The 26632-nt window shown below is 42.7% G+C and carries 29 protein-coding genes and 4 pseudogenes; 21 read left to right on the forward strand and 12 right to left on the reverse strand.

The window, feature by feature from the left end; genetic code table 11:
- The first annotated feature begins 64 nt into the window (after positions 1-64).
- The 4 genes from hflX (at position 65) to glnA (ending at position 4591) form a co-directional block, all read left to right on the forward strand.
- Positions 65-1357 carry a GTPase HflX gene (gene hflX / locus E8L90_RS06560; protein WP_137028512.1) on the forward strand — a complete coding sequence of 431 codons (1293 nt, stop codon included), beginning with the start codon at positions 65-67 and terminating at the stop codon, positions 1355-1357.
- Positions 1358-1364: 7 nt separating this feature from the next.
- Positions 1365-2642 (forward strand): methionine gamma-lyase family protein, encoded by a 1278-nt coding sequence (locus E8L90_RS06565; RefSeq protein WP_007719088.1) that lies wholly within the window; start codon positions 1365-1367, stop codon positions 2640-2642.
- Positions 2643-2810: 168 nt separating this feature from the next.
- The gene (locus E8L90_RS06570) at positions 2811-3221 is read left to right on the forward strand and encodes a MerR family transcriptional regulator (RefSeq protein ID WP_137028513.1); all 411 of its coding nucleotides are present in this window, start codon (positions 2811-2813) and stop codon (positions 3219-3221) included.
- A 35-nt stretch (positions 3222-3256) separates the two neighbouring features.
- Positions 3257-4591: a type I glutamate--ammonia ligase gene (glnA, locus tag E8L90_RS06575; RefSeq protein WP_137028514.1), complete on the forward strand. Its 1335-nt coding sequence runs from the start codon at positions 3257-3259 to the stop codon at positions 4589-4591.
- A gap of 40 nt (positions 4592-4631) precedes the next feature.
- Here the strand turns inward: glnA and E8L90_RS06580 are convergent.
- A pseudogene (locus E8L90_RS06580) lies at positions 4632-5223 on the reverse strand (site-specific integrase); the annotation flags it as partial.
- Between the two features lie 27 nt (positions 5224-5250).
- Here E8L90_RS06580 and E8L90_RS06585 point away from each other — a divergent pair.
- The 6 genes and pseudogenes from E8L90_RS06585 (at position 5251) to E8L90_RS06605 (ending at position 7480) form a co-directional block, all read left to right on the forward strand.
- Positions 5251-5778, forward strand: a complete 528-nt coding sequence (locus tag E8L90_RS06585; protein WP_137028515.1) for a polysaccharide deacetylase family protein — start codon at positions 5251-5253, stop codon at positions 5776-5778.
- A 150-nt stretch (positions 5779-5928) separates the two neighbouring features.
- Positions 5929-6078, forward strand: coding sequence for a hypothetical protein (locus E8L90_RS29880; protein ID WP_162309057.1), 150 nt, complete (start codon positions 5929-5931; stop codon positions 6076-6078).
- An 85-nt stretch (positions 6079-6163) separates the two neighbouring features.
- Positions 6164-6529: a hypothetical protein gene (locus E8L90_RS06595; protein ID WP_137028517.1), complete on the forward strand. Its 366-nt coding sequence runs from the start codon at positions 6164-6166 to the stop codon at positions 6527-6529.
- A complete protein-coding gene (locus E8L90_RS30645) occupies positions 6526-6660 on the forward strand; it encodes a phage holin family protein (protein WP_244297168.1) in 135 nt (44 codons plus the stop codon). Before E8L90_RS06595 ends, E8L90_RS30645 begins: the two co-directional genes overlap by 4 nt.
- A 74-nt stretch (positions 6661-6734) precedes the next feature.
- The gene (locus E8L90_RS31465; protein ID WP_482758294.1) at positions 6735-6812 is read left to right on the forward strand and encodes a hypothetical protein; all 78 of its coding nucleotides are present in this window, start codon (positions 6735-6737) and stop codon (positions 6810-6812) included.
- Between the two features lie 17 nt (positions 6813-6829).
- Positions 6830-7480 (forward strand): annotated as a pseudogene (locus E8L90_RS06605) (glycoside hydrolase family 73 protein).
- Positions 7481-7598: 118 nt separating this feature from the next.
- On the opposite strand, the gene E8L90_RS31325 reads toward E8L90_RS06605, so the two are convergent.
- Positions 7599-7724 carry an AbrB/MazE/SpoVT family DNA-binding domain-containing protein gene (locus tag E8L90_RS31325; RefSeq protein ID WP_425267098.1) on the reverse strand — a complete coding sequence of 42 codons (126 nt, stop codon included), beginning with the start codon at positions 7722-7724 and terminating at the stop codon, positions 7599-7601.
- A 484-nt stretch (positions 7725-8208) separates the two neighbouring features.
- Here E8L90_RS31325 and E8L90_RS06615 point away from each other — a divergent pair, with 484 nt between their 5' ends.
- Positions 8209-9261, forward strand: a complete 1053-nt coding sequence (locus E8L90_RS06615) for a hypothetical protein (protein ID WP_137028518.1) — start codon at positions 8209-8211, stop codon at positions 9259-9261.
- A gap of 106 nt (positions 9262-9367) precedes the next feature.
- Here E8L90_RS06615 and E8L90_RS31330 read toward each other — a convergent pair.
- Positions 9368-9580 (reverse strand): annotated as a pseudogene (locus E8L90_RS31330) (hypothetical protein).
- Positions 9581-9674: 94 nt separating this feature from the next.
- Between E8L90_RS31330 and E8L90_RS06625 the strand changes: the two are divergent.
- Positions 9675-9977: a hypothetical protein gene (locus E8L90_RS06625; protein ID WP_137028519.1), complete on the forward strand. Its 303-nt coding sequence runs from the start codon at positions 9675-9677 to the stop codon at positions 9975-9977.
- A 548-nt stretch (positions 9978-10525) separates the two neighbouring features.
- On the forward strand, positions 10526-10795 hold the full coding sequence (locus E8L90_RS31470) for a hypothetical protein (RefSeq protein ID WP_482758295.1): 270 nt from the start codon (positions 10526-10528) through the stop codon (positions 10793-10795).
- Between the two features lie 932 nt (positions 10796-11727).
- Here E8L90_RS31470 and E8L90_RS06645 read toward each other — a convergent pair.
- Both E8L90_RS06645 and E8L90_RS06650 read right to left on the reverse strand, forming a co-directional pair.
- Positions 11728-12111, reverse strand: a complete 384-nt coding sequence (locus E8L90_RS06645; protein WP_137028521.1) for a hypothetical protein — start codon at positions 12109-12111, stop codon at positions 11728-11730.
- Positions 12112-12200: 89 nt separating this feature from the next.
- Positions 12201-12665 (reverse strand): GNAT family N-acetyltransferase, encoded by a 465-nt coding sequence (locus E8L90_RS06650; protein WP_137028522.1) that lies wholly within the window; start codon positions 12663-12665, stop codon positions 12201-12203.
- Between the two features lie 1026 nt (positions 12666-13691).
- Between E8L90_RS06650 and E8L90_RS06660 the strand changes: the two genes are divergently transcribed.
- Positions 13692-14249: a DUF4062 domain-containing protein gene (locus tag E8L90_RS06660; protein ID WP_137028524.1), complete on the forward strand. Its 558-nt coding sequence runs from the start codon at positions 13692-13694 to the stop codon at positions 14247-14249.
- A gap of 169 nt (positions 14250-14418) precedes the next feature.
- Here the strand turns inward: E8L90_RS06660 and E8L90_RS30655 are convergent.
- Positions 14419-14505 (reverse strand): annotated as a pseudogene (locus tag E8L90_RS30655) (Arm DNA-binding domain-containing protein); the annotation flags it as partial.
- A 536-nt stretch (positions 14506-15041) separates the two neighbouring features.
- On the opposite strand from E8L90_RS30655, the gene E8L90_RS29890 reads away from it, so the two are divergent.
- Positions 15042-15875, forward strand: coding sequence for a hypothetical protein (locus E8L90_RS29890; protein ID WP_162309059.1), 834 nt, complete (start codon positions 15042-15044; stop codon positions 15873-15875).
- Positions 15876-16331: 456 nt separating this feature from the next.
- Here the strand turns inward: E8L90_RS29890 and E8L90_RS06670 are convergent, their stop codons facing one another.
- Both E8L90_RS06670 and E8L90_RS06675 read right to left on the reverse strand, forming a co-directional pair.
- Positions 16332-17156, reverse strand: a complete 825-nt coding sequence (locus E8L90_RS06670; protein ID WP_137028525.1) for a DUF6492 family protein — start codon at positions 17154-17156, stop codon at positions 16332-16334.
- Between the two features lie 667 nt (positions 17157-17823).
- The gene (locus E8L90_RS06675) at positions 17824-18120 is read right to left on the reverse strand and encodes a recombinase family protein (RefSeq protein WP_137028526.1); all 297 of its coding nucleotides are present in this window, start codon (positions 18118-18120) and stop codon (positions 17824-17826) included.
- 457 nt (positions 18121-18577) lie between these two features.
- Here E8L90_RS06675 and E8L90_RS06680 point away from each other — a divergent pair, with 457 nt between their 5' ends.
- From E8L90_RS06680 to E8L90_RS29895, 3 genes are all read left to right on the forward strand, one after another.
- Positions 18578-19033: a hypothetical protein gene (locus E8L90_RS06680; protein WP_137028527.1), complete on the forward strand. Its 456-nt coding sequence runs from the start codon at positions 18578-18580 to the stop codon at positions 19031-19033.
- Between the two features lie 338 nt (positions 19034-19371).
- The gene (locus tag E8L90_RS31335) at positions 19372-19632 is read left to right on the forward strand and encodes a glycoside hydrolase domain-containing protein (protein ID WP_162309060.1); all 261 of its coding nucleotides are present in this window, start codon (positions 19372-19374) and stop codon (positions 19630-19632) included.
- The gene (locus E8L90_RS29895) at positions 19517-19798 is read left to right on the forward strand and encodes a glycoside hydrolase family 25 domain-containing protein (protein WP_162309011.1); all 282 of its coding nucleotides are present in this window, start codon (positions 19517-19519) and stop codon (positions 19796-19798) included. The genes E8L90_RS31335 and E8L90_RS29895 overlap by 116 nt, the downstream gene beginning before the upstream one ends.
- 153 nt (positions 19799-19951) lie before the next feature.
- Here E8L90_RS29895 and E8L90_RS06695 read toward each other — a convergent pair whose 3' ends face one another.
- Together E8L90_RS06695 and E8L90_RS06705 are read right to left on the reverse strand one after the other, a co-directional pair.
- Entirely contained in the window at positions 19952-20386 is a 435-nt protein-coding gene (locus E8L90_RS06695; RefSeq protein WP_137028529.1) for a hypothetical protein, read from the reverse strand.
- A 546-nt stretch (positions 20387-20932) separates the two neighbouring features.
- On the reverse strand, positions 20933-21625 hold the full coding sequence (locus E8L90_RS06705; RefSeq protein WP_137028530.1) for a hypothetical protein: 693 nt from the start codon (positions 21623-21625) through the stop codon (positions 20933-20935).
- Between the two features lie 102 nt (positions 21626-21727).
- On the opposite strand from E8L90_RS06705, the gene E8L90_RS31340 reads away from it, so the two are divergent.
- Together E8L90_RS31340 and E8L90_RS06715 are read left to right on the forward strand one after the other, a co-directional pair.
- Positions 21728-21925, forward strand: a complete 198-nt coding sequence (locus tag E8L90_RS31340; RefSeq protein WP_137028531.1) for a leucine-rich repeat domain-containing protein — start codon at positions 21728-21730, stop codon at positions 21923-21925.
- Between the two features lie 439 nt (positions 21926-22364).
- A complete protein-coding gene (locus E8L90_RS06715; RefSeq protein ID WP_137028532.1) occupies positions 22365-22742 on the forward strand; it encodes a PH domain-containing protein in 378 nt (125 codons plus the stop codon).
- Between the two features lie 472 nt (positions 22743-23214).
- Here E8L90_RS06715 and E8L90_RS29900 read toward each other — a convergent pair whose 3' ends face one another.
- Positions 23215-23538, reverse strand: coding sequence for a hypothetical protein (locus E8L90_RS29900; protein WP_162309061.1), 324 nt, complete (start codon positions 23536-23538; stop codon positions 23215-23217).
- 832 nt (positions 23539-24370) lie between these two features.
- On the opposite strand from E8L90_RS29900, the gene E8L90_RS06730 reads away from it, so the two are divergent.
- Complete coding sequence (locus tag E8L90_RS06730) at positions 24371-25318, forward strand: iron-hydroxamate ABC transporter substrate-binding protein (protein WP_137028533.1); 948 nt, start codon at positions 24371-24373, stop codon at positions 25316-25318.
- A gap of 363 nt (positions 25319-25681) precedes the next feature.
- On the opposite strand, the gene E8L90_RS06735 is transcribed toward E8L90_RS06730, so the two are convergent.
- Complete coding sequence (locus E8L90_RS06735) at positions 25682-26188, reverse strand: hypothetical protein (RefSeq protein ID WP_137028534.1); 507 nt, start codon at positions 26186-26188, stop codon at positions 25682-25684.
- Positions 26189-26632 lie beyond the last annotated feature (444 nt).

A 26632-nucleotide genomic window follows, 5' to 3' on the forward strand; every position in this document is an offset into this window, starting at 1 on the left:
TGCCTCACTGCCGTAACGTTTTGGGCAAAATGTGGTATGATAGTGCATGAAGGGGCGTGAATCGGTGAACGATCTGATCAAAACGAAAGAAACAGCCATACTGATTGGTTGCTATTTAGATAACCGGAATGAAGAAAGAACCCGTCTTTCCATGGAAGAACTGCATGAGCTGGCCGATACTGCTGGTGTAGAAGTACTGGACGTCATCACGCAAAATCGGGACCGGGTTGATTCTGCCTGGTATTTGGGGACAGGAAAAATTGATGAAATCGCGCAGCGGGCTGAAGAGCTGGATGTGGACGTCATCATTTTCAACGATGAGTTGTCTCCGAGTCAGACTCGTAATTTGGATAAAGTTTTTGATTGCAAAGTGATTGACCGTACACAGCTCATTTTGGATATTTTCGCAGGGCGAGCACAGTCGCGTGAAGGGAAAATCCAGGTAGAGCTGGCGCAGTACAATTACCTGCTGCCTCGGCTTGCCGGACAAGGGAAACAGCTTTCCCGTCTCGGAGGCGGTATCGGTACGCGTGGTCCAGGTGAAACCAAGCTGGAAAGCGACCGTCGTCATATTCGCAAGCGGATTAGTGAACTCAAGCAGCAATTAGAGGATACCGTTCGGACGAGACAATTGCATCGGGAGCGTCGGAAGAAAAACAATGTGTTCCAGATTGCGTTGGTCGGCTATACGAACGCTGGGAAGTCGACGATCCTCAACAAGCTTACAAATGCAAACACCTTGCAGGAAGACAAACTGTTTGCCACTTTGGACCCGACGACCAGGCAGCTGGAGTTGCCAAGCGGACTGGATGTGCTATTGACGGATACGGTTGGCTTTATTCAAGACTTGCCAACGAGTCTGGTCGCTGCATTCCGTTCGACGCTGGAAGGTGTAAAGGAAGCAGACCTCATCCTGCATGTGGTGGATAGTCATCACCCTGATTTCCAAGTACACATGGAAGTTGTAGACAAGATTTTGCGCGAGCTAAAAGCAGAAGAAATTCCGCACCTCGTCGTTTTCAACAAGGCAGACATGCTTGTAGAGGGCTCTTACTTGCCGCGTGCAGACGAATCGATTCTGATTTCTGCTATGCGAGAAGATGACCTGAAGCAACTGCTCACCCGGATTGAGTCATTTGCCCTACAATCATTTAATGAAATGAAGCTGCGTGTTCCTGTTGAGCGCGGAGACATTCTCTCCTTATTGCATCGGGATGGGGTAGAGATGGAACAAGAATTTAATGAAGAGGAAGCGGCCTACTTGATCACCGTCCGTGTGAACAAGGATAATCCGATATATGGCAGGATTGCTCCTTTCCTCCTGGATAAACCAGAGACTGTTGAAGAGAGTTGGTAAGTAACAGATGTTTTCATATTTTTCCCATGGAGAAAAGCTTCGTCCTCTCGTGATGGAGGTGGAAGCGACGATCTCAGAGAGACATCGTCAAATTTCCGCTTTAGTGGATACGAATCAACTGAAAGTATTGCGTTCCTTCCAAAAGCATGAAGTCAACGAATTTCATTTTTCAACTTCCACAGGCTATGGCTACGATGATTCTGGACGTGCAACATTAGAATCGATTTATGCCGAAGTATTCGGTGGAGAAGCGGCTTTGGTGCGCAATCATATCATCTCGGGTACGCATGCGATCGCGATTTCGTTGTTTGGAATCCTTCGCCCTGGAGACGATCTTCTCTATATTACGGGCAAACCATACGATACGCTTGAAGAAGTAGTAGGTGTGCGTGGCGAAGGGCAAGGCTCGCTCAAGGATTATGGCATCGGTTATAGCTACGTGCCTTTGACGCCAGAAGGTGAAATTGATTTTGTGGCAGTCGCACAAGCAATTACGCCAAAGACAAAGGTCATCGGGATTCAACGTTCGCGAGGCTATGCAGATCGTCCTTCTTTCACCATCGCGAAAATCAAAGAAATGATTCGGGTTGTAAAAGAAATCAAGCCTGATCTGATCGTATTTGTAGACAACTGCTACGGAGAGTTCACCGAAGAACAAGAACCATTGCACGTAGGTGCAGACATCATGGCAGGCTCTCTCATCAAAAACCCGGGTGGCGGCTTGGTCAAAACAGGCGGATATATAGTAGGACGCGAGGATTTGGTTCAGCTTGCTTCGTATCGGATGGCAGCACCGGGAATTGGTGCAGAGGGTGGTGCATCGCTCTACTCGCTACTGGAGATGTACCAAGGTTTCTTCTTGGCTCCACACGTAGTGGGAGAAGCATTAAAGGGAGCGGTATTCTCTTCGGCAATGCTGGAGCGTTTGGGCTTCAAAACAAATCCACTGTGGCATGAGCCGCGAACCGACCTGATTCAATCCGTGGAATTCGGCAGTGCTGAACGACTGATCACGTTTTGCCAAGGGATACAAAAAGCAGCACCAGTCGATTCGCACGTCACTCCGTATCCAAGCGAAATGCCTGGATATGCTGACCCTGTGATTATGGCAGCAGGTACGTTTATTCAAGGGGCGAGCATCGAATTTTCGGCAGATGGCCCGATTCGTCCACCTTACTTGGGCTTCGTTCAAGGTGGGTTGACGTACTCGCACGTAAAAGTGGGGATTTTGACGGCGTTGAATGGGATGTTGGAAAAAGGTTTACTCGAAATACCGGGTGAATAGGATAAAAGCACAAGGAATGGCGGCATTCTCTAGAAGATGGAGGATGCCATTTTTTTATGTGAAAAAACTGTACATAACTTTCTGTGTAATATTATCTAACATCTATTGACAGGGATTTTGTTATAAAATAGAATAAGACTAAGAAATACGAAACAGGAGGGACAAGTCATGAGTGATGACCTTCGCCGGAATATGGCCCTCTTCCCCATAGGGATCGTCATGAAGCTGACGGATCTCACTGCGAGGCAAATCCGTTACTACGAACAAAACGACCTGATTCAGCCCGCCCGCACAGAAGGGAAGCAGAGGCTCTTTTCTTTCAACGACGTAGATCGCTTGTTGGAAATCAAAGCTCTGATTGAAAAAGGACTGAATATTGCAGGGATCAAGCAAGTCCTGCAAATGCAAGAGCCAGCTATAGAACAAACAGAGATTACCACGACGTCCGAAGAGAAACGTAAGGACATGTCCGACAAAGAGCTGCATCAGCTCCTAAGGCAACAAATTATGTATCGCGATGCCACTCGCCATGGCGAGGGTGCATTGATACGTGGAGAGCTTTCCCGCTTCTTCCACTAGATAGAAAGCCGATATAGAGACAGGAGGAGAGAAATGTGAGCAAGTTTACAAGAGAAGACATCATGCGCATGGCCAAAGAAGAGGACGTAAGGTATATTCGACTGCAGTTTACCGACCTGATGGGGATCATTAAAAACGTAGAAATCCCGCTGTCCCAATTGCCAAAAGCACTCGATGGCAAAATGATGTTTGATGGGTCTTCCATCGAAGGCTTCGTTCGCATCGAGGAATCCGACATGTACCTGGTACCAGATCTGGATACATGGGTTGTATTCCCGTGGGGCAATGAGTTTGGAAAAATTGCACGTCTGATCTGTGATATCCACATGCCAGATGGCTCTCCATTCGAAGGAGACCCGCGCTACATCCTGAAGCGTGCCTTGAAAGAAGCCGAAGAAATGGGCTTCACAGCTTTCAACGTAGGTCCAGAGCCTGAGTTTTTCCTGTTCAAGCTGGACGCAAAAGGTGAGCCTACGCTGGATCTGAACGACCAAGGCGGATACTTCGACTTTGCTCCACTCGACTCCGGTGAAAACTGCCGTCGTGATATCGTTTTGACGTTGGAAAAAATGGGCTTTGAAGTGGAAGCATCTCACCACGAGGTAGCTCCAGGTCAACACGAAATCGACTTCAAGTATGCAAATGCACTCCAAGCAGCTGACCAAATCTTGACGTTCAAATTGGTTGTCAAAACCATCGCGCAAAAACACGGTCTGCATGCGACCTTCATGCCAAAACCGCTGTACGGTGTAGCTGGTTCCGGTATGCACGCGAACCAATCGCTGTTCCGTGGGAAAGAAAATGCTTTCTATGACGAGTCCGATGTAATGGGACTGAGCCAAACAGCGAAGCATTACCTGGCAGGTATTTTGCAGCATGCTCGCAGCTTTACAGCGATCACGAACCCGCTCGTAAACTCTTACAAGCGTTTGGTTCCAGGTTACGAGGCTCCTTGCTACGTAGCTTGGTCTGCGAAAAACCGTTCTCCATTGATCCGTATCCCTGCTTCCAGAGGCTTGAGTACGCGTATTGAAGTACGCAGCCCAGACCCTGCAACAAACCCATACTTGGCGTTGGCAGTCATGCTGAAAGCTGGTTTGGACGGAATTAAAAACAAGCTTACGCCACCACCTGCTATTGATCGCAACATCTACGTGATGACCGAGCAAGACCGCGAAGCAAACGGTATCGATAACTTGCCTGCTACTTTGAAGGAAGCAATCGAGTGCCTGAAAGCAGATCCGGTGATTTGCGAAGCATTGGGCGAACATGCATTGGTACACTTTATTGAAGCGAAAGAAATTGAGTGGGATATGTTTAGAACACGCGTTCACGATTGGGAGCGTGAGCAATACATGACTGCTTACTAATATGCGAAACCCCTTGTGCCTGTAGGTGCGAGGGGTTTTTCTATTTGGTGGGCAAATTTGATTTTTTAAGAGGTTTATCACTTTTGCCCACTTTTTGCCCACTTTTATTTTCGGAGTACACATCTTGCATGTAGGTTTCAAACTTGTCCATGTTGTCTGTTTCAATCTTTTTTGATATATGTGCGTAAACATCTGAAGTTATCTGGATACTACCATGTCCTAATCGCTCCTGAATGTATTTCATATCAGCGCCAGTTTCCATGAGCAAGACTGCATGGGTATGTCGGTGAGAGTGGATAGGCATGAGGGTATGTTCAACTTCTTTAATGTTCGTGAAAAGGCGTTAAACAAGGAAGATTTCGGTATGAAGTTTCCTTCTTTTCTACACAATACAAGATTTAGATCATGATGGTAGAGTTCTCCAAGTCCTAATTTTTTTGGTTCTGGTAGGTTAGGTGATGTTTGAGATCATTGATTAGTGATTGGCTAATTTTGATCGTCCTAATAGAGTTAAATGTCTTAGTGTCACCAAAAAGTTCGCTTTTATTTTTAGCTTCGAAGTCGAGAGTCTTATTAATGCTTATCGTATATTTTTTAAAGTCTATGTCTGTCCACTGTAACGCAGCTGCTTTTTGGGCAACACCGCTCGGGGATGGCGGATGGCGCTAGGGTGGAATGAACATATCATCGATGTCAGCAAGCTGGAGCCCAATGGAGTTGCAAGTCTGACTCGGGATATCGTCTCTATGCAAATCCGGGTTAAGTTCAACGAGAATACAACAGCCACTTTGATTTTTGATTCAATCATTCGTGATGAAACGCAGCGCGGTAAGGTGATTTTCATGTTCGATGATGGATGGTCTTCGCAGTACACTGAAGCGTTCAGGTTCATGGGAAAATACAACCTCCCAGCTGTCATTGCCGTCATTCCGTCGCATGTGGGGTGGTCTGGCTATTGCAGTCTGCAACAGCTAAAGGAAATGTACGCCTACGGGTGGGACATGGCCAACCACACTATGAACCACGCAACTTTGAAAGACCTGAAAGACGTAGTAGACATCGAGAAAGAAATTGGAGACGCTGAAGCCTGGCTAAATACAAATGGCTTTACAAGAGCGTCAAAATCTTGGCGTACCCATATAGGGCATATGATGCAAGAGTGCTGCAAGTTATGCAATCTCGCATAGTGGGCCGTACTGTCCAAGAAGATACAGCGACCACACCGCCACCGGATAAACGGACGATCAAGATACGTAATGTGGAATCAGCCGATCACGCCTGATGTGCTGAAAGCGCACATTGATGATGCGGCCAATGTAAGGGGAGTGTGTTTGTTCATGTTCCACAAGCTAGTTAGTGGTGAAGCCTCGTCCAGCATCGAGTATAACGTAAGCAACTTCCAAGAGGTTGTGGATTACGCCTATTCCCGGCGAGCTTACATCGATACCGTGACAATGAGCAAATGGCTGGACAATTGTGGGATGTAGAAAACAAATAGCGTTCGTTTTTAGGGGTGCTGCAATTGCGGCTCCTTTAATTTTTGCCTCGAGGGGGTGAGGAGGTCATGCGCTAGTGACAGATGAGATCAAGGATCTTCAAAAGGGAATTACAAAAATCCTAGTTGCAATCGGAAAAATTGAAACAGAAATTAAGCAACTAGGTATTATGGCAAACAAACTCGATTCAACTGAAAAGATGGCCATCGAGGCTATGCAAAGCACAAAAGCGGCTCATAAACGTCTCGATGAATTGGGCGTAGAAATCACGGACCTGAGCAAAAAGGCAGAGGATATCAAAAAGGAAATAGAAAAACGAATTGATGAAGACAAGCGACAAGGTAGGGACGATAAACGCTGGATTGTTGGGACTGTACTTGGTGCTGGTGCTTTCATTTGGAAACTTATTGAAATAATTGCGAAAGGTGGAAGAACAATGTGAAAGAAATGGACCTGTTTGCATTGGCAAATCAATCCCTATTGGATGACATGCTTGCTGTTGTTATCGCACTCCTAGTGATTGGAGTAATGCTCAAGAAAACGCCTCGTGTTGCTGATTGGATGATTCCGTAGCTTCTAACCGGAAGCGGCGTTGGACTAGCCTGGGGAGTAATGGGGGCGATTAGTGTCAAGCGACGATTCAGGGCATCCTTGCTGCTGGGATAACAACGCTGGGGCACCAGTTGTGGAAGCAGACATTTGTGAAAAGGGAAGGTGAACAGTAACGACCCAGCAAGAGTTTATCGCAAAGATCGCACTTGCAGCTTGTGGCGGATATGCAAAAGACACGAGTACCAGCCTCGCTGACCATTGCACAGGCAATCTTGGAAAGCAAATGGGGAAATAGCGTTCTGTTCGGCATCAAAGGCACAGGAACAGCAGGATATGTAACAATGCCGGCCAGAGAGTTTTCGGCCGGGAAATGGATTACAATCGACTCCAACTTTAGAGCCTACAACAGTTGGGATGAATCCATCGCTGACCACTCTAAGTTTATCCTGAATGGCACAAGGACAAGCCTACTCGGTATCATGGTGTCTTGGGGGCTGACTACAAATCCGCATGTTACGCCATATGGAAAGGCGGTTATGCGACCGATCCTGACTATCCTGGAAAGCTGCTCAGCCTGATTGAGAAATATGAGCTGCACCAGTACGATGTTGATAAGTCTGACAACTCTGTGGATAAGGAAGCAGCCACGACGTTGAAGCTTGAACAGTGGGAACTCGAAGCAGGCTTAAAGGCGATCGACAGTCTTGCTTGCAAAGGACTGCTGAATGAACCAGATAAATGGAAGCAGAGGCTAATAGACGACCCGAAAGGCATTCTTGAAGAAGTGCCGTGGCTAATGTTCACACTTATGGACAGTGCAACAGATAAAATACTACAGTAGTAGTGAAGCCCTCCTTCAGATTTTTTGTCTGGGGAGGGCTTCACTTGTTTATTCTGATTCATATTTTGCTTCACTAGCACAGGTTGAGCAGACCGGTTTCCCCTTAATTCGGAAATTATTAAGGAATTTCGCAGAATACACACGGTTCATACTTCTTCAATACAATACGTTCATCATCAACGTAAATCTCCAATGGATCTTTAAGGTTAATATCAAAGATGTCTCGTAGCTTCTTTTGAAGCACAAGGCGTCCCAACTTATCGACTTTTCTAACACCCCTCGGTTGCTTTCATCGTTATCCTTCATTTCATATAAAGTAAGTGTTTCTAGTTTATTACTCGAAACTAAATAAATAGAATTAAGAAAAAGGTAATAAGTGGAAAATATTTCAAAACTGTGTTAAATTTTAATAGGGAATTATGGTAAATGTTGTAAAATAGAGGGGGTTAGTTTTTTGAGAGATAATTGAAAAGCCAAAAAAAGAAGATTAATGATGTTGGAAATACAATGATAAAAATTATTAGTGTCTCTTTTTGATTCTTAATCGAGTCACGAATAAAACTAGAAAAACCAAGTGTAAAGAAAAACGTGATATTCTCAAAAGCTTTGTCTATAAAGCTCTTGTTTTGATCTTCATTGTTTTTCAAGGTCAACACCTCGTTTTTTGGGGTTATTTCATAATATTACCATTTTATTCCCCGCTAATAAATAGTAAGGAGTCGTGAAAAATGAAGAAAATTACAAGTACACTTCTAGCTTTATCGGTTGTAGGAATGTCCATATTTTCTAATTTTGCTGTAATACCTACGACTTTCGCGAAAAGCAGCAAAGCTGATGAAAAAATTCCTCAGCCTAAATTTGATTCTTATAAGATTGAGTTGAATGATGGATATAAAATTGTTTCCGAAAGTGTTAGAATCAACAAAAATGATGATTTCATCGAGACATCAGTTTATTCGAGAGAGGATTTTTTTGATAATGACGATAATTATCAGAATACAGTCCTTGAGATTTCTTCTTTCTACAATGATTTTGAGACTGGAGAGGCGAAGAATAAATTTCTAACTAAAACGGTTCATGATGAAAAAGGAATAATGAAGTTGTCAAGCAAGAAATATGTCTCTTTTGAGAACGCTGAATTTGAAGAAGAGATTGGAAGGTATTTTGAAGGTGAAGAAGGGTTATTTGATAAAATCGAGGGGTATACCCTAGAAGATGTTAAAGAAGAGAAGGAAACAATAAATAAAGAAATTGAAAAGAATAATGATTCCATTGGAATGGCTGTTTTAGCCAGAGGCGCTTTTGACAATTATTACAACCATGATAATAAATCGGGAGACTTTGAAATTCAGGCTTTGAGTGCCTCAGCGCGGGAATATATTAGGGTTACAGGTAATGAAGATGATGGGGATAACTCTAAATCTTTGTCGAATTTCAAGAGCTATATCAGAGCTTATGAAGATGCGGTTATTACAAAAATGGATCGAGAAGAGTTTAGGGATGAGGTAAATGCTTGGGCTGGAGGTATTTCTGCCTTCCTTACTATTGGCCAATACGGAGGAGATGCTTTAAAAGGACCAGCGGGATGGGTTAAAGGAGTTAAGTACCTCGGAAAATCGTTCATGATTGCTAAGATAGCACTTTGGACAACTCAAGCCTATGCTTCAGGGGCAGTTTTGGGTTATTCAAATATCGCAGCAGAAAATCTAGATGACGCTAGAAAAGAATTGAATTATAGAAACTGGACGAAGGTAAAAATGAAGACTGTTAGTGGATACTAGGAGAGTGGAGAGCATTTATTAGACTCTCAAATTATTACCCATGCGAATTTAAGACAATGTAAGCGTAGAGCCCTCCCTCATCTGCTTGATGTAGGGAAGGCATTTTTTATTTGAATAACTTCTTGATCACGGAAAAAATATCAAAGGTGGTCTGCTGATACACTTTGTTATAAGCGTATTTCTTCGGATTCCTCAACCATCCTCAGCCCCCCAGCCTCGGGGCATCTTTAATCTCGCCCGATGAACGAGTTGGCTTTTTAAGACTGGTTCTCGCTGCGATCCTCTTTTTTAGGCTTGGCTTGCGTATGCCGAATTTCAAAGTGATCACTCCTTTAATACGGTATAGTGAATTATCGAAGTCTTTTCCAATATTCAGTTTAGATGTATGATTGAGAAAAATTGAGGTGGATAGAATGACTTACAATTTAAAAGATGCCGGTGAACGTGGTATTCCACAGAGTCTTGATCTTGGAGAAAGACCCAAAATTCTATTTACTGGTCCTGAGTGGAAGATGGAAGATGGAATGAAGCTTGATGATGGTCCAGTTTGGGCAATGAAAACTTCAGGTCCTGACTCGGAACTTAACGTATCAGATCCTGATTGGGTAATGAACTTGGACGATGGTCCTGGTTGGCAACTATATGGGCCACCAGATGGCTGGGAAAAAACATTACAATGCGGACCTGTCGAAACTGGCACGGTTGTGCTCCACTAAAAAGTGGGGCTTTTCTTTTTTTATCACCCATCATAAAACAGGAACTAACGTTCGCAAATGGTGGATGGAGACACTCAAAATCGTGATTGATGGCCAACTCCAAGCTGTTCCCGTTTTAACTGCAAGGCATCTCATAGCTATCAGCAATATCCGTACTGGTGTAATCCCTGGATGTGCCCCAGACATTCTCAGGGATCTGGTTGAAGCTGGATTGGTGGAGGAGCCTGCACATGAATTTGCTCTATGAACATCACTATGAGCCGGTAGTAACTCCGTTACCACTAATCGATTCAGATGCTTTGGCATTATTTACGACTCTGTTCGAAAAGACTATGCGATCAACGTCAGCTGGCTTGAGGGCTGCACCCGTCGAGAATGCGGAGTGGTCAAGGATATCGACCAAATTGAGCAACAGATGAAGCTCGTTCGCGTTGATGGTGTGTGGTGGGTACCCATTGAAAAAATGCTACAGGTAGAACGGGTGTATTAGACGATGATACAACCTGACCAATAAGCGTGAGATACTACACGAAACAATCATGTTTGGCATGCTGTTTAAGGCGATCGCGTCTGATGCAGAAAGACTTAATCAGGATCAGCTCAAAATGTCATGCCGCCCAATGTTCGATACGGTTTCGAAGTGGGCAGAGCGGAAACACCACGAGTACCGAAGCCAATTCGGACGACTTGGGGGCAAGATACACTCACAACAGTCACCTGATGGCTTTTTATATATGTTTTTACTAAAATCACAAAATCCTCCTTGCATTGCTAAAAAAATGAATGATTTCTCCTGGGAATATATTGAATTCCCTTGATTTGAGCAAAACAATAAAAGGTATAAATTCAAATCAAAGGAATGCTCAGGGAAATGTTCATAAGGCTTTCAAAAAATAGCTAACCCAACTCTGTTTTAAGGAGACGGGTTGTTCACTTAGTATCGAACCATGTAATCGGACAAATAAACGAGCTGCTTTCCTCCACCAATCATGTATCGCTTGAGTTTCTCACGATCAGCGAGGGCCAACTCAACTACAAATCAAATGCAAAGGCACTCCCCAGCGAGCTTGGATGGAAGCTGGTGGGGGTGAGATCCTGTAGCAAACAAGCGTGAAGGAAAGAAATTATTGCATAAAGCAAAGTGCAAAACCCAGGAGCTTATTAGCCCCTGGGTCGACTTAATTTGAACAATAGGACTTTCAAATTTTGCCCACTATTTGCCCACTGCTTTTTTCAGAGTACTTTCAAGATTCCTACAGGTTGGTATTCGGAGCCGGGATCTCACGGAACGATTCATAGACAGGGACGGAACGTATTCGAGCCGTTCGGCAGATCGGGAACGAAAGGTGTTGGGCGGAGAAGCTTAGTCGGAAATACATCCTGATCGAAATGGGGGCACCGTACAACCAAATCGCTGATGAACAAATCAAGTGAGACGGCCGAAATGAACATTTTCGAATTTGGTACTTAACAAGATGCTTAGAGTGTTATTTACTTCTTTAAATTACTCGTAGTATTTCGTAGCATATAAGATTTTTGCGAAGGCCTTCCAAGAAGGGATGTCGGGCGACAGTGGGGTTTCAAGCCCAGCAGCCATTGATTCGAGAAAATGTGACCAACGTCCGTCCATAACTGGTTTAATAGGAAGCTAAGGCAATTTCAATTACCGCTATGTGTAAAAGGATAACCCTGCAGCAGTTTCTCTACAGGGTTTCCATAGCAGTAGCTGAAAGAATCCAGCTGAGACATTTTAAAAAGTTCTTCTAATCACTGGGATTCTCCGTGCTCCATTACGAATAAGCCTTTGCGCTCGTTGACGGCTGATTCTTACAAGTACTGAAATATCGGTTGAGTTTTCCACGTCGAAGACTGAGAAAAACCGACCATTAGCGAACAGTACACCTTTAAATTCAACTTTCAATCCTGGACGAGATCGCGGTCGTGTGTTCTGAATAATAGTGCGCATTACACCTGCATTAATGAGCGCCCTCGCTTGTTGGGGCGTTGTACGAACCGCAAAAACGGGGTCAATTTCAACACCAGGTGCCTTTGCTTCCACTTCAACAATTAGGAAAAATCGGTCTCCGATCCGTGCAATGCTATTTGCTCCGATTGTAATCGGCTGTGTTGCCATGAGAGATATCACCTCCTTGTACCAACATATGCAGGAGGTGTTAGAGGGGACAAGGGCATTACTACAATTTATAATTTTTGGTATTTTGACTAGGATACGTAAGCGGTAACGAGTCTTATTTTACTATAAACAAGATTGTCCTTTAATTCTTTTTGCTTTTGAAAACCTAGCCGATTAAGCAAACGAGTCGATCGCAAGTTTGCGGGGTCAACAGTAGCTTCAATCAAATCTAACTTCATTGTGGTAAATCCAAAATCGATAATTGGGATCACGGCTTCTTGCATTAATCCTATACCCCAATACTCCTTTGCGAGATCATACCCAATTTCAGCCTTTGAAAATTCTTTGGTAACTTGCCACAAATGAAATCCAGCTGTACCGATTAACCCTGAGGTCGTTATATCAAATAAACCCCAGCGACAACCGGAGTCGTCTAGGTGGAATTGAATAATCTCCTCAGCTTCTCTTATATCTTTACACGGTTCGATATCCATGAACTTTGTAACATCTTTTGAAGAAAAGTGATGATAAATCTCCGCGGAGTGTTGAGATATGGTATTGACTTAACAGAACGGTAATTATGTATAAAACTCCCACACCTTAATAAAGGGTAGGAGTCGGGTAACATACAACGGCATCGATAAACCTTGGATCAATACCATAAAACATCCAGGACCTGCCGTTCCACCGATAGCCCGTAACCCCGTTGTACTCAACGGTAGTTGGATAAAACCAAAATTGTTCTCCATTTACGAGCCAAACATAAGTGTTTTCGTACACACAATCGACAAGATAGGTAGATGGCTGCGGAGGGATGTAAGTTGGCCTGGGGGGGATGAAGCTTGGGGGTGGAGATGTTGGAGCCTGAGCAGGATACGCCATTCGCTTTCCACTCCTTCCTAATCTAATGAGCATAATATTCCTGGTCATTTCAAGGAGTGCGGAGTGTTTCTAAAAACAATACTCGAAATAACAACTATTGGTGAGGGGATTCTTAATAGGGTGGATACAAAGAGGCTATCACACTACTAAACACATTGACGTTTTTTGAGAGTGACTGTTACGGTGGTGTTGCTACTACGTCCTTGTGATTATGGGCGAAGATACAAGGAACGTACTTCGAACCCTAGGAAAAACAGATGGAACGGGATGAATATACAACCACTATTCGAAAAACAACGGCAGTTTGATCCATACATCATCAAAAAAACGGACTTGAAGGGCAGGACCCACTGCAAGACAAGATTCTGGCATTGCAGGTGGAACGCGGGGAGAAAAACTGTCAAGATGTCTGTAAAAGTCCAAATAAGCAAAGAGCCTTCCAAATTGGTACTGCGTCAGAAATGAATTGAAGTGCTAGTCGGCTAGAGTGTGTATATATATGTAGAGGAAATATATAACGACAAAAGGAAATATGTCGTTTCAGCAGTAGCAGATTGGCGTGCCATTCTACTGAAAACAAATGATACGGGAGAGACTCCCAAGTTAGCTTGTCGCATGAAAACCCCAGTCAATTTTGACAAATAAAGTGAGTGAATGGTAGATTCTATTTATACTAATTCTTTCATGTGGGTGGGCCTATGAGAAAAAAATTACAAATTTACATATCGTCTACTTACTACGATCTTATTGAGGAAAGACATACCGCTGTTGAAGCCATACTTCAAGCCGGTCATATCCCTGCTGGAATTGAGCAATCTTTCAATGAAAGTCCAATGAAAATTAGGAAGAGATGGATCGACGAGTCCGATGTATATATCCTGCTTCTCGGAGGATTTTATGGTTTAACGCTTCCTGATGAATCCAAGAGCTATACGCATTGGGAATATGAGTATGCCGGAGAAGCGGGCAAACCTAGAATTGCTTTTGTTGTCACAGATGAAGCATTAAGACAAAAGCCATACGATTTCGCAGCAATTGAATACTATCAGAAGTTTCAAGAGTTTAAGCAATCGGTCATGGAACAAATTCCTACTTACTATGTTGAAGATGTACGGCACATTAAAATGGTACTTCGTGATCAATTGCCGGAGTATGCAGCAAGAGACGATTTGTACGGCTGGTTTTCCGGCAAGGATGTCCCTGACGTTCAAAAGCTGTTGGAAGAGAATGCAAGATTAAAAGCGGAGTTGGAGTAAAAGAAATGAAAGAGGGGCTGGCACAACCAGCCCCTTTCTTCCTTCTTCCATTTATAGTCTCCTTTAATGACAAAGAACGAACCCCGAATGGTCTTGGTACCTGCATCTCCTCAGAAAGCTCAAACCCAACAAATGGACGTCATTTAGCACATTAACGTTAATACCCCAGGGATGCGAGTTGTGCTTCCTTTTTTGTTGCAAATCCGTGTTTTGATTTCTCTTTATACTTTTGAGTAAAAGGGTCTTTATAGCGGATTCCGTTTTTTGTCTATTTTACTGAATTTTGCCATAAATACAACCCCTTACTAATCTGATTTAGAAGAAGCGCATCCGATTGGGTGCGTTTTATTTTTTGTCTATATCTGGCATATGCCCACCTTCCGGTAATCGAGGGAGGGCCTTTTATCCATAAATAATATGAATAAGCTAGTATGAAGCATAATCGGGTTAGGGTACTTTCTTGATTTTTACACCTTAGATGTTGGCTTGCATAGTATGGTGTCGATGTGATGAAATCATTTTGATTAGGAGGTTTGATATTCCGATGTTTAATAATTGCTGGAGACCTCCACCAAGCGGTTGTCAACCTATATTCCCCCCAAGATGCACTTGTCCCCCTGGTCCTCCTGGACCGCCGGGCCCAACCGGTCCGCAAGGTCTACTGGCCCCCCTGGTCCAGGGTGTATAGATCCGCCACCAGTAGCAACTCAGGTTGTTTACGTAAATAAGGGCGGGAATGATACAACGGGTGATGGTACGGAATGCAACCCCTTTTTAACTGTGACAAGGGCGATGGCGTTTATTGTAGATGCTTCACCGACAAAACGTTATGCAATTTCCATAGGACCAGGAACCTTCACAGAACCCCTTATTCATTTGAAGGCAAACGTCCAATTAATTGGAGCAAGTACATTGTTAACTAGACTCGCTATCCCATTCGATATAAATGACCCATCCTGGAATGGCAACCTAAATGTTGATAATCGTGCTGGCTTTGTGGATTTATCGTTATTGACAGCGCCCCTTGATTTTAACTTTACAACCAACGCAATTACCCCTTCTACGGGTCGATTGTTCTTTGTGAGTATCAATTTTACTCCAACACCAGTGTTTACAGGAAACAGCACTTTTCTTAGTCAGATTAATATTCGTGACTCCCAGTTATTTGGTGGCTACACGCAGAATGGTGCGAATGTGACAATGTTCGCTTCTTATGTTGGAGGTGTTCCTCTGCCGTTACCTCAACCCGTCATCACAATAAATTCAATCGTTCCATACGATACTCAAGTACATCTAATTGGTGGAGGGACAGATGGCGATGTAGTAGTGAATGTGGCAAATGGAACCGTTCCAATCGATCCATTCGACCTCTTGAGTTTCGCTATAAAAGGCAGTTTGATTGTGAATGGTGTAGCAGGTGTCGTAACTAGAATTAGGGCTACTGTCGACTCGATTCCTATTAGAAGCAGAGTGACTTTAATAGGAAATTCATCGATTGAAAAATTGAATGATGCTGCTGGCTTAGGTTATACCCCTGCCAATCCCGCAGATTGGTCAGTGGGACCTGTTCCTACAACAGTTCAAGAAGCATTGGATAGGATTGCTGCCAAGATAGCCCCGGTGTAGATTTGGCGAATGAACCAAAACGTTAATACCCTGCAAACAAAAAATCCTCCCGCACAGAAATTTGCAGGAGGATTTTTTGTTTGCACGTTTGCTTTCTGTTCGTATATGATGCAAACGAATTTTCTTATTTTCGTAGGGGTGGTTACTATGGCCTTATCTGATTTTAAGCGTAAGGTGCTTTGGATTATTGGAAACAATCCGGAGATGGAACCGAGACCTCCGAGTGCGATGAGATATGCATAAAGACAAGACAAAGCTGCGAGGAAGTAATTTTCAAACTTGTCCATGTTATCTAATTCATTTTTCTTTGAGCTGTTGGCATACACATCTGAAGTGATCCGGATACCGCATCCCGCATCCCGCATCCCCCTGTAACGAATCCATGATTGCCGCAGAGACATTTAGCCAAGGTCTGGAGACTATCTTACATCTCAAGAAGTTGGACTCGGCAGCTCTTCATTTTCTCACACTCTTCTTCTTACGGATATACCAGCCGCGTTTATGAAAGGAGATGGACCTGTATTTCTGGGCCAGCCTGACGATCCGTTTGCGAGTAAGTGATGCCGGTTTTGAAGATAAGCTTTTATTAAGGGAACTTCTTACAACCAGATGACCGGGGTAGTGAGCCTTCACGAAATTACCGTAAGTTTCGAACTCGGAAAAGCCGGCATAACTCTGCTTGTTGGTTTTCTTGATAATCGCCCAGTACCATCTAGTTTTATGCCTAGCCTCAATTTTAGACTTCAGCCGGGAGAGCTTCGATTTGTCGAACAGCATATAGTGCGCAACGAAGGAGCGCGAAGCGGTTGGCTTGGTTCCCATTAATTTCTTATAGGTGCGAAAATACTCGGGACGACTCCAGTTACGGCAGTAAAAAACGGTTTTCCCGTTGACGAGAAAGACATGAGGTCGGATGAGAATGGTGTCGGCGTCAATCACAAGATAATACCTTTGCTTGGTCAAGTTTCCTCCCGCTAGCTTCAACAATTGTTGGAGCAGCCAGCCCGACCGATTGGTGCGTTTGGTTTGGTAGTGAATGTCTTTTTTTGTAATTGGTAGGACGCGTCTTTCATTGATGAAAGTGCAGTTTTTACGCCTGCAAAGGGCTTGGATTCGTTTGCTTGGTGGCGATACAACCATGATCTTACCGATGGGGTGCTTCACTTGCTTGCGGATACTGTCAATGACATAGGGAAGAGTGCCAAGGTCTTTCTCAATAGCTGGAATCAGGACATCAATTTTGATAGAGCTGTTGAAGGGGCTTTTCGCTGAACGTGTCAACTTCTCAACTCCTTTTCGCTAAGCAGGCTCAAGCATATGTGTCTGAACAGGCTGACCAGGGTGTCCGACTTTCCAGATAGAATATGATTTTCTTCCTGAGCGTGAATATGGCAGACATGGAAATCCTGCAAAATGTATGTTTGTCTGCCTTCTTGAGTCATTGAGTAACTCTCCTCACTCACTTTCTCATGTCGAAATCGACTCCGATGGTACTGGAAATTGGAGGAAAAGGAGATGGAAAGCTGCTTTTACGTCTCAGTAGTGAGAGTCTTGTTGAAGTAGAGCACGAAACCGAGGGTCAGCGCCCTTTGAAAATGAAAGAATGCACGAATTGCCTGTCAATAACAAAGGTTGCACCCTAGACAAAGATTCACAACTATAGAGAAAACGAACACATATTGGTGCAGTTCTGACTGTCTAGAGAGCGTGTGAAGGTGGAGGGGATGAGATGACTAATGACAAAATGTAAACAATTAAGAAAGCAAAAAGACGTATACTTCCCATCAACCACGTTAAAAAATACTGCTTCGTCTTTACCAGATCTGTCTTCAGTAAATCTAATGTTATCGCGGCTAAATGTTTGCTCAAAAAACACAATGAAATAAAGAACCTGGGATATTTTACTGTGCGCGATGCTCCTGAAAGAAAAAAGTGATTCCATTCAGAATCACTCGGCAAATACCACAGGGACATTCATCTGATTAGCTATCCACATAAAGTTACTTAACTCAACAGGGTTCCGGGAGATTCGCTCAGCACTTTGGCAGATGACCTCTTTTACCAATCCAGCTTCTATGTCAGCGATCAACTGAGACAGGCCAGGACGATCGGAGTCATTGGTTTTAACGTCGATTTCCATGTATAACTTATGTTCTATATCTTTGACAAACGGCATGCAGGACTCCATTTGCTTTTGGGTCTTCCGAAAATCACTGGAGGCAGTTCTGATAAAAACAGCAACCATAGGATCACCTCAAATCAAAATGTAAATTATTGGCAATATATGCAAGCGACGTCATCAGGGAGAGTAATTAATTAATTGATTTATGTATGATGCTCCAAAAAAGAAAAGCCCCCAGCTGGGAGCCCAAATGGTCTGACGCGCTAGTCCTGCGGCGGTTGTGGGGGGGAAGGAAGACTAAAACCGTCTTCCGTCATTGTTACCTCTTTTTTCGGTTTAACGAAGCTTGTTTAACTTCTCGGCAGTCTTGTAGGACCGAATCAACGGTGAATAAAGATAATTTGCAGACCCAGTTAGCAGGGATTAATACGGAATCCAATGACAAACTGTGTGCAATGTTTCGGCTATTCGCTCCTTGCTCAGTGTGCGTTGAGATATTTTGTCTAAAAAACTATTGCAGCTAAGCAGTCTCATAAATAAACTAAAAATGTAATTAAATGGAATCTGGGAGTGGAATAAGATGTTGAGAGGCAAATTTAAAAATACGCTGCTATGTGCTGTTGCTGTTTCCGCTTTAACCGTTGGTACTCAAGCTGCATTTGCAAGTGATGGCACACAGAATTCGATCCAGAAACGAAATCAAGAGAAAGTCCAAGCCAATGCCCAAGGGCAGGTTCTTCACTCGTTTGATATTTCTAGAGTAGATCGCTGGCATAGCTCTGGTCCGTTCACTCTTAACTCAACTAAGTCAGTTAAGCTAAAAGTCCTTACGGCGAATATATATTGGTCTCCAGTGACTCCATATTCAGAAGTTAGTATAGTTAGACAGGGTGACGGCAAACGCGTGACCATGTCGATTTATGCAAGGGATTATAAGGAAGAGGATTTTGTTCTTGAGGCTGGTACGTATTCCTTAGAGTTTCTAAACCACACTAGTATGCCGGTTTATATGAGGGGATCCGTAATGGAAAATTAATTTTTTTCAATAAGAACAATATGGACGTGGGTGAGATGTAGTGCGCTAGTATGTCGACATAGTAACCGGAGAAGTACTCTACTCAGAGGAAGTTTTGCGCCGACCAGACGAGATTGTAAAAGTATTTCGTCCAAGTGGCCGCAACTCAAAATTCGTGAAGATGAAAGCCGTCACTCCCTGAGGCTGGCTTTTTGTTGAAGATCGCTCCATATGCCAGCGATGGAACCAACTAATCAATTGTATTCTCTCGACGGGAAGACAGCTGAAGTGTGGCTCCTCCACCTACTCAGCCTGGAGATCACAGAGGCAGGCGAAGACACAATTTGGGAGAAAGAGGAGTGAATCAATGCAAAAATGGGAGCCTGAAGGTTGAGCAAGCAAAAAATGGTGACAAGGAATCGCAGCGCATCACTGATGCGGACTTGTATATTATCGTAGTCTATCAGAATGGTGGACGAGATAGTAACGAGTTCACTTACAAAAATGGAAAAAAAGCTTGCAGAAGTGCCAGTAGCCAAGGTGTCGATGTGGGACAGCCGTTCAATACGATCATTTATTTTTGCGGTAGATATGGATATTGGAGATTCAGTCGAATTTGAAGCAATCGATGACTACTCTAGAGGCATCGTGGATGCGATGGAGGATTTCAAAGAAAGGGACGGCAGTGATGGCTTTAAAATCGGAGTATATGGGAGTTACTATGTAGTGAAGTACGTCGATGAAAATGTAAGCGGGGCTACTTGCTTTTGGCAGACTAGCGGTTAACTTTAACGATTCAAATGGTCGCGCTAGTGGATTCAAAGTCTAGCAAAAAATTAGATAACAAGCATCCTGTTCCACTGATGAGGTGGAACAGGATACTTGTTTCTCATGCAAAAGTAACGATGTGAGTGGGGGGGCGACCACATTCACCAGTTGTTATTTGGTGAGGGGTTGAAGGGAAGCTGCCATTTCTTCAACAGATTGTGTAATTTTAAAAGGTTTTTTGAATTCCGATTCTGCAATTCGAATAAAAGTAGATTCCATTTTGAAATATAGCCCTGCCGAAGCGGCCTCGACATTATCTCTGCTGTTAGAGAACGAGATCCATTTGGCAGGGATATCTTTTATTTTCGTCTCTTTCTCTTCGATAATAACCCCGTCTAATAAAACTTCTTCTGGTGACTCTGTAATTTGCAAGTAATATCCTTCTCCTTCACCACTAAAAACTAGACGGAAATAAAATACATCACCCGTACTCACTACCACTTTCATTAGCTTCTGCCCTTTTCTTACAAAAGAAGGAATATACACCTTCTCGACCCCTGTTTTCTCAGCGGCCTCCCAAATCTCTGTTTTCTGCTGATCAGTCAAGACCAAAGCCTCATATCCTTCAGGGATGGACGGGTTCGTTGCGTTTTGATTGCCTTGCGTACAACCGGTGATGAAGATGACGCAACTGAGCAGAAAAACAAGGAAATACCTGATCATGTTCATTCCTCCAATCTTGAATTTGATTAATGAATGCAGTTATCTGATTCAGCGCGTGCGGATTATGCGATTACAATAACATGGTGGAAGCAAGTAAAAGGCAACCTGGGAACCACATGCACGATGTGGGGTGTTGTTAAGTGGATCGATCAGAACGGCAGGAGAATTAAGCTTGTGACTGATGAAGATAGCCAATGGATATCGATGGATCACATAACAAGCTTAGTGAGGAGAAAGCCCAAAAAACGACATGCCAGAATGCATTCAAGAAATAGCTAACCCATCTCTTTTTTAAGGAGACGGGTTCTTGCTATGAAATGATTTGTTGTATCAGGAATCTGCGGGTACACAAAACGTACACCTTATTTGACCAGGATTTCAGAAAGTGAAAACTTTAATTCCCTATTTAAGCAGTATACGTACATAAGTTTACTTTGTATCGACCGGTTTCATATCGATCATCTCTAAAATTTCATCATAAGTCATTTTTTTAATCACATTGTAGTCAAGTGCCCTAAAAATAAATTCACGACGTAATTCCTCTTGTTCATTTTTAGGCTCAGGAAGATTTTCTCCAGTAGCTATCGTGTTAAAACGAGGATTAAAAATTTCCATATTGTCGTCTGCATGAAGTTCTACCCAAATCTCTTTCGATGAGCCGTCATTTAGTGTGAGAAGGTAACATGCTTTTACGAGATAACCGTAATTATCGGTGTTTCTTTCAGCCATAATATTCTTTACATGTACTTCCTTTGCGGGAAGAATGCCTTTTTTCTGCATTTCCAAGTATGTTGCGATCTCTTTATGGGTTGTAGATAGTTCTTTCTTTACTCGTTCTTTTTCGTCTGGACGTAGATTCCAAGTGAGATAAAAATAAGTATTCCATAAATCCTCTTCATTCTTTTGTGTAAATAAATGATGCCATTCATTCGCTAGTATTTCCGTCATTCGACTTAAGGTAGTGTCGTGGTTCTCTAATCGATCAAGAATTTCTAGCTTTTTATTATAGTCTACAGATTGAGGGTAGGGACTTGCTGGCATGGATGACGCACTGTTACTAGTAGTACAGCCAGCTATTGAAACGACAGAAAGCAACAAGAATACTTTTAACTTTTTGTACATGTGAATCCCCACCTTTTACAAGAATAATATCTAAATTGATTGACGATTAATTGAATGGTGAATATAACCCCAACATCAATAATATACTATATATGATAGTAAATGGAAATCAACTTACCCCATGCTAAATTAACTGCCTTGCCATGCCTAAATATATCTCTAAATGAAATTACATATATAAATCTATTTGATAATAATTTCACAAAAGTTCCAAAAGAGATCTATAAAATGACCAATCTAAAGGTACTAAATATTTCTGCTAATGAGATTGGGGAAATTCCTGCTAGTATAAAAATTTAATAGAACTTAAAATGATGGACTTAGGACACAATCAGATTGAGACAGTTCCATCAGAAATTAGGAGCCTAGGCAATTACCAAAAGAAATTGGTAAATTAACCAACCTGAGAGTTTTAGCATGTTCATTTGTAGACTAACTATCATTAAAAGATAGAGGGGAAAATAGTCAATATTTTTTATTGACTACAAATCCGAATACTATGCCGTTTGGAAGAAGCGATTGACCGATGATCCGGCAGTTGCTGAATGAATTACCCTGGCTGATGTTTGCGATGACTGGATCGTGTAACAGAAAAAATCGACAATGTTTGGCTTAGTTTTTGTATCCTGAATGTCAGGGTAATCACTGCCGCCTTGAGGCAATAGTAACCACTTTGGTAGGAATTTTGAACTGTTTGGAGAATATGATTTATGAATGATTTCTATAAGGGGATGTTAATGTGGGTTTATTAGACGGTCTAATGGGTAACGCTTCGGAAGTTAACATTGCAGATGTTCAAAATGAATATGCTCAAATCTTAGCGAACAATGAGAGAATAGAAAAGGCGTACAAATTAATTCGCGATATGTTCATCTTCACAAACAAGCGGTTAATACTAGTTGATAAGCAAGGCATTACTGGTAGAAAGACAGAGTACCATTCCATTCCTTATAAAAGCATTAATCATTTTAGTATTGAAACAGCTGGAAATTTTGATTTGGATGCGGAATTGAAAATTTGGCTTTCTGGAAGTGCAGTACCGATCCAAAAACAATTTAACAAAAACTTGAATATTTACAAGATACAGAGCGTATTGGCCGAGTACATTTTGGATTAGTCTCGCTTGATAAAAAGCCTTCCTTCAAATTCTGGGGAGGGCTTTTATTGATTTTTTTGGTATAAATTAGTGAGAATGTTTAACAAAAATGAGGAAGTGGATTTTTTCGAACACTTCCAAAAAAGTTCATTGTAGCAAAAACGCGAAGCTGCGGCATAAATTGTTGAAGAGAACAAAAGAGTAAGGAAGAAACTACAAAGAATAAATTCTAGGACAGTATGAAGGTTACGGAATATGAAATCTAGTGTAACTCTCTTGGGGATAAGGCGTACGACTTAATCTGTGCAGATGAGTCTGCGCTATTTTTCTTTTGGCAAGAGAAGGTGTGTATACCTATATATACTTATAGTAAATATCGAGCGGATAACCTACTATATTGATGACCACTTTTTTATTCACGTATTACTTCTTGTGTACCCCAATTTGCTTAAAGCAGTTGGGGGCTTTTTTTTCTATGTGACCTAAGGCTATGTTAAACTTTGTTGCTCGCCGGTGCATTTTGATTCATTCCAAGTAATATGCCCAGCCATTCAAATTCCTGATGGTATGGTTGTCTTAACGTATCGATCTCTCGTTCCAATATTGCTCCTATGGTTCCGCGTGAAGTAGGGAAGCCAAGGTACCCGACGTATGCCCGTAGGCTGCAGGCAAGCAGGTTGCCAAGCGGCTCTGGCCATTGAGTGAAGAACTCACTGGAGTTCGTTTTACCATTTGAGCTGTTCGACATCGAGATACAGAAAGAAGGCACATTACGACCACTACCGTTATTATGAAAGAAGTTGTTCGGCCCATTCACCACACGGTTCTCCGGCAGTTTCCCATTGTGTTTAAATGGTTTCGTTATTCATCAAGAACTGTGAAGACAAAGAGCAGCATGCTTCGTTCACCAGTATTTGTCGGCTTTACCCTTTCAGCATAGTCAGCGTCTTCAAAAATTTGAGGCACCTGTACTTCGGATGCAGTTAATTCAAATTCCTTCTCGAGACCACTGATCATTTTAATTACAAGAAGTGAGTGATCTCCAGTTGGCTTGGGTTTTGGATCAGAACCTGGATCGTTTGTTTTTTCTCCATCATTTCCATTTCGTCGAATCCCATATAAATGCCATCATTACTGGCTGTTATATGAATGCGATATAAACTGTATGTATTTGTGTTAGCGAACGTAAACTTCCTTATCCACTAAAATCCAAAGAACACTGTCCAGCCAATAATGTGTTCGAGAGGCATGCCAGATGCTCGTAGTTCTACCATGTCCGAGGGTCCAGTCGTTTTCCCTGAAGTTTTGTGACGATGAATTGATCGCCATGAATCTCATTATCATTCAAAGACTAATCACACGATTTGAAAAATGGCGGGGCTTGTGTGGATGAGTGAGTGAAGAAGGAGTGAAAGTGGCAGAAATGTTAAAATGTTAACTGGATACGTTAGTAGACTAAAAAGAAAAAGGGGTTGTCCTTAAAGTCGAGAGACAATGGGACAACCTTTTTTCTTTATATATCCAAAAAAAGTATAAAAATTATTGACATGAGAGCTCAAATATGTGATTATCTACTCTGTCACTTATAATGATAATCATTATCAAAAACACACCACACTAAACATCACGTGACAAGGAGAAATGAACACATGAAAAAAGGAACACGAATCGTACTGGCCTGCTTGGTCGCAGTAGTTACTGCCGTATCGGCGGGTTGTGGAAGCAGCCAAACGGCTTCGGAAGCACCGAAGAAGTCTGAGACACGCGTAGTCAAGCATCTGATGGGGGAAGTGACGATCCCGGCGGAACCAAAGCGAATTGCAGACGTATCCGGAGCAGCGGAGGAGCTTTTAATTTTAGGTCACAAGCCGGTTGCTACGGCCAATACATACAAGACAAAAATCATGTCCCACGTAGCGGATAAGCTGACAGATGTAAAACCAGTTGGCTGGATGTGGGATGACTCCATCAATCTAGAAGCAGTGGTAGAAACAAAGCCAGACCTAATTATTATGAATAACCGCCAGCAAAAGATGTACGAGCAACTGTCCAAAATTGCGCCGACTGTCGTTCTGGAGACAGACCTGGACAAATGGCGTGATAAGTTTAAAGAAATCGGCCGCCTATTTGGACAAGAAGAGGACGTGAACAAATGGCTGGCTGGGTATGACGAGAAGACGAAAGGAATGCGCGAGCAACTCAAGCAAGCGTACGGCGACGAGACCTTTATGTTCCTGGCGGTAACGCCAAAATTGTTCCGTGTGTACGGGAACTATGGATATGCAGATATCTTGTTCACTGACCTTGGCCTGAAGCCGGCAGCCGGAACACCTACTGATAAAACAATGGAAATGATCGAGCTGGAAGGACTGACGAATTTTCAGCCAGACCATATGTTCCTCGTCAATTTCGGCGGAAAAGCGGATGATGTATACGCAGAGCTGAAGAAGAGCCCAGTATGGAAGAGCAACAAAGCAGTTCAACAGGGTCATCTCTATGAGGTTACCAATGAAACATTCAACATCAAAGCTTTTGGCCCAATTGGAAAAGAAATGCTCCTAGAGGAGATTGGTAGCATGTTGTTGAAAAAGCAATAACCATGCGATCGTCATAAAAGCTGGGGCTGTCCGAAAACTCAGTTTCGACTTCTCATTGTGAGGAAAAATGATTTCTTAACGTGGACTTGATAACGGTATATATTGCGGTTATGGGCCTGAGGATCTAACCTTTCAAAAGTGCGCCTAGCCACTTTTCTTTAAGCCAATTAGAACAAATACGGGAGTAGAAGCTGGGAGAAACGAGATGTTTTTTCCAGCTTTCTTTCTTTTTTGGGACCTGTTCGACGGTTTACTGTTCAACCTTTCGTGAACCTCGTAAAATGTACGAAAGTGCTAAACGCCATAAAAAAAGCCATTTACAAAACGCACGTTTGTAAAATGGCCCCGGAAAATGTAACTATCTTATTTTAGAAGTACGAAAGATTCATTTATTTTCAAATCACCATATAGTTGATCAAACAGCTTGCCGTCTTCAGATTGGGAATCAAACGGATTGGACTGTGGCGTCGTATAGACATACACCATGTCATTTGATTCTGCAATAGATGTTCCTACTGGCGGCCCTTCTTCGTTAGAGAGGCGAGTCCAATCCGTTTTCGTCAAAACGGAGATCATTAGAAGCGTTTCAGAGCCTTGTCCATCTTTCGTAGTATAATCGAATTGCACTACATGCTTGGCTGATGGCAGAATTTTGTCCGCATCTACACCTGCATATTGGTTCACCTTGTAATGCCCCTTCCAAGAAGTTGGCGGCGTAAAGCTGAAATTTGCTTGAGAGTTAGTGTAAAGCTCAGTTTTTTGGCTTTCCTGTGCTACAGGCTGTATGGAGCCATTGTTAACAGCGAGGATGATGCCGATCACTACGACGGATGTCAGTATGGTGCCGACGATGATTTTTTTGACATTCATGTTGGTTTCCTCTTTCTTTGTATAAGGGGTATAGTTGTTTATTAGGATATTATAAACGAAAAACATAAGAAGATCGTTACAGAAAAGAGACATTTTTCTATTCCATAAAATCTACTCAGTTTTACTGAATCGTATAAGTAGCAGCGATTACATTTTGATCCTGATAAGAGTAGGGCGCTTGAAATTGTACGTAGCGATACCCATCCACATCTAGGGGATAGGCTTTTCGTTTTTAAAGGCTGGAATCGAATTCGCCAAACAGCAATTTGAACCCAAATATCTACGATTAAGTGTTGCTCGCTTTAATCGTAGAGCAATCAAAGTTTATACTAGAACGAGATTTAAAGAAACGGCCTCATTCGTAAACAACGGGACCCCCGCTATTGTGATGACGATGGAAGTGAAAAGTGTAAAATAAATTAAATTTGAAAGTATGTATAGTAA

Origin of the sequence: Brevibacillus antibioticus (assembly GCF_005217615.1) — a bacterium.
In the GTDB taxonomy this organism is placed as follows: domain Bacteria; phylum Bacillota; class Bacilli; order Brevibacillales; family Brevibacillaceae; genus Brevibacillus; species Brevibacillus antibioticus.

What these genes read in the sequence shown, in the direction of transcription:
- E8L90_RS06735 (WP_137028534.1), bottom strand. Translation starts at nt 26,188, where the DNA reads ATGAATGTCAAAAAAATCATCGTCGGCACCATACTGACATCCGTCGTA.
- E8L90_RS06730 (WP_137028533.1), top strand. Translation starts at nt 24,371, where the DNA reads ATGAAAAAAGGAACACGAATCGTACTGGCCTGCTTGGTCGCAGTAGTT.
- E8L90_RS29880 (WP_162309057.1), top strand. Translation starts at nt 5,929, where the DNA reads ATGTTCCACAAGCTAGTTAGTGGTGAAGCCTCGTCCAGCATCGAGTAT.
- E8L90_RS06585 (WP_137028515.1), top strand. Translation starts at nt 5,251, where the DNA reads ATGGCGCTAGGGTGGAATGAACATATCATCGATGTCAGCAAGCTGGAG.
- E8L90_RS06565 (WP_007719088.1), top strand. Translation starts at nt 1,365, where the DNA reads ATGTTTTCATATTTTTCCCATGGAGAAAAGCTTCGTCCTCTCGTGATG.
- E8L90_RS06570 (WP_137028513.1), top strand. Translation starts at nt 2,811, where the DNA reads ATGAGTGATGACCTTCGCCGGAATATGGCCCTCTTCCCCATAGGGATC.
- E8L90_RS06705 (WP_137028530.1), bottom strand. Translation starts at nt 21,625, where the DNA reads ATGTACAAAAAGTTAAAAGTATTCTTGTTGCTTTCTGTCGTTTCAATA.
- E8L90_RS06680 (WP_137028527.1), top strand. Translation starts at nt 18,578, where the DNA reads ATGTTGAGAGGCAAATTTAAAAATACGCTGCTATGTGCTGTTGCTGTT.
- E8L90_RS06615 (WP_137028518.1), top strand. Translation starts at nt 8,209, where the DNA reads ATGAAGAAAATTACAAGTACACTTCTAGCTTTATCGGTTGTAGGAATG.
- E8L90_RS06675 (WP_137028526.1), bottom strand. Translation starts at nt 18,120, where the DNA reads ATGGTTGCTGTTTTTATCAGAACTGCCTCCAGTGATTTTCGGAAGACC.
- E8L90_RS06660 (WP_137028524.1), top strand. Translation starts at nt 13,692, where the DNA reads ATGAGAAAAAAATTACAAATTTACATATCGTCTACTTACTACGATCTT.
- E8L90_RS31340 (WP_137028531.1), top strand. Translation starts at nt 21,728, where the DNA reads ATGGAAATCAACTTACCCCATGCTAAATTAACTGCCTTGCCATGCCTA.
- E8L90_RS06625 (WP_137028519.1), top strand. Translation starts at nt 9,675, where the DNA reads ATGACTTACAATTTAAAAGATGCCGGTGAACGTGGTATTCCACAGAGT.
- E8L90_RS31470 (WP_482758295.1), top strand. Translation starts at nt 10,526, where the DNA reads ATGCTGTTTAAGGCGATCGCGTCTGATGCAGAAAGACTTAATCAGGAT.
- E8L90_RS29890 (WP_162309059.1), top strand. Translation starts at nt 15,042, where the DNA reads ATGGCGTTTATTGTAGATGCTTCACCGACAAAACGTTATGCAATTTCC.
- E8L90_RS29895 (WP_162309011.1), top strand. Translation starts at nt 19,517, where the DNA reads ATGGAAAAAAAGCTTGCAGAAGTGCCAGTAGCCAAGGTGTCGATGTGG.
- E8L90_RS06645 (WP_137028521.1), bottom strand. Translation starts at nt 12,111, where the DNA reads ATGGCAACACAGCCGATTACAATCGGAGCAAATAGCATTGCACGGATC.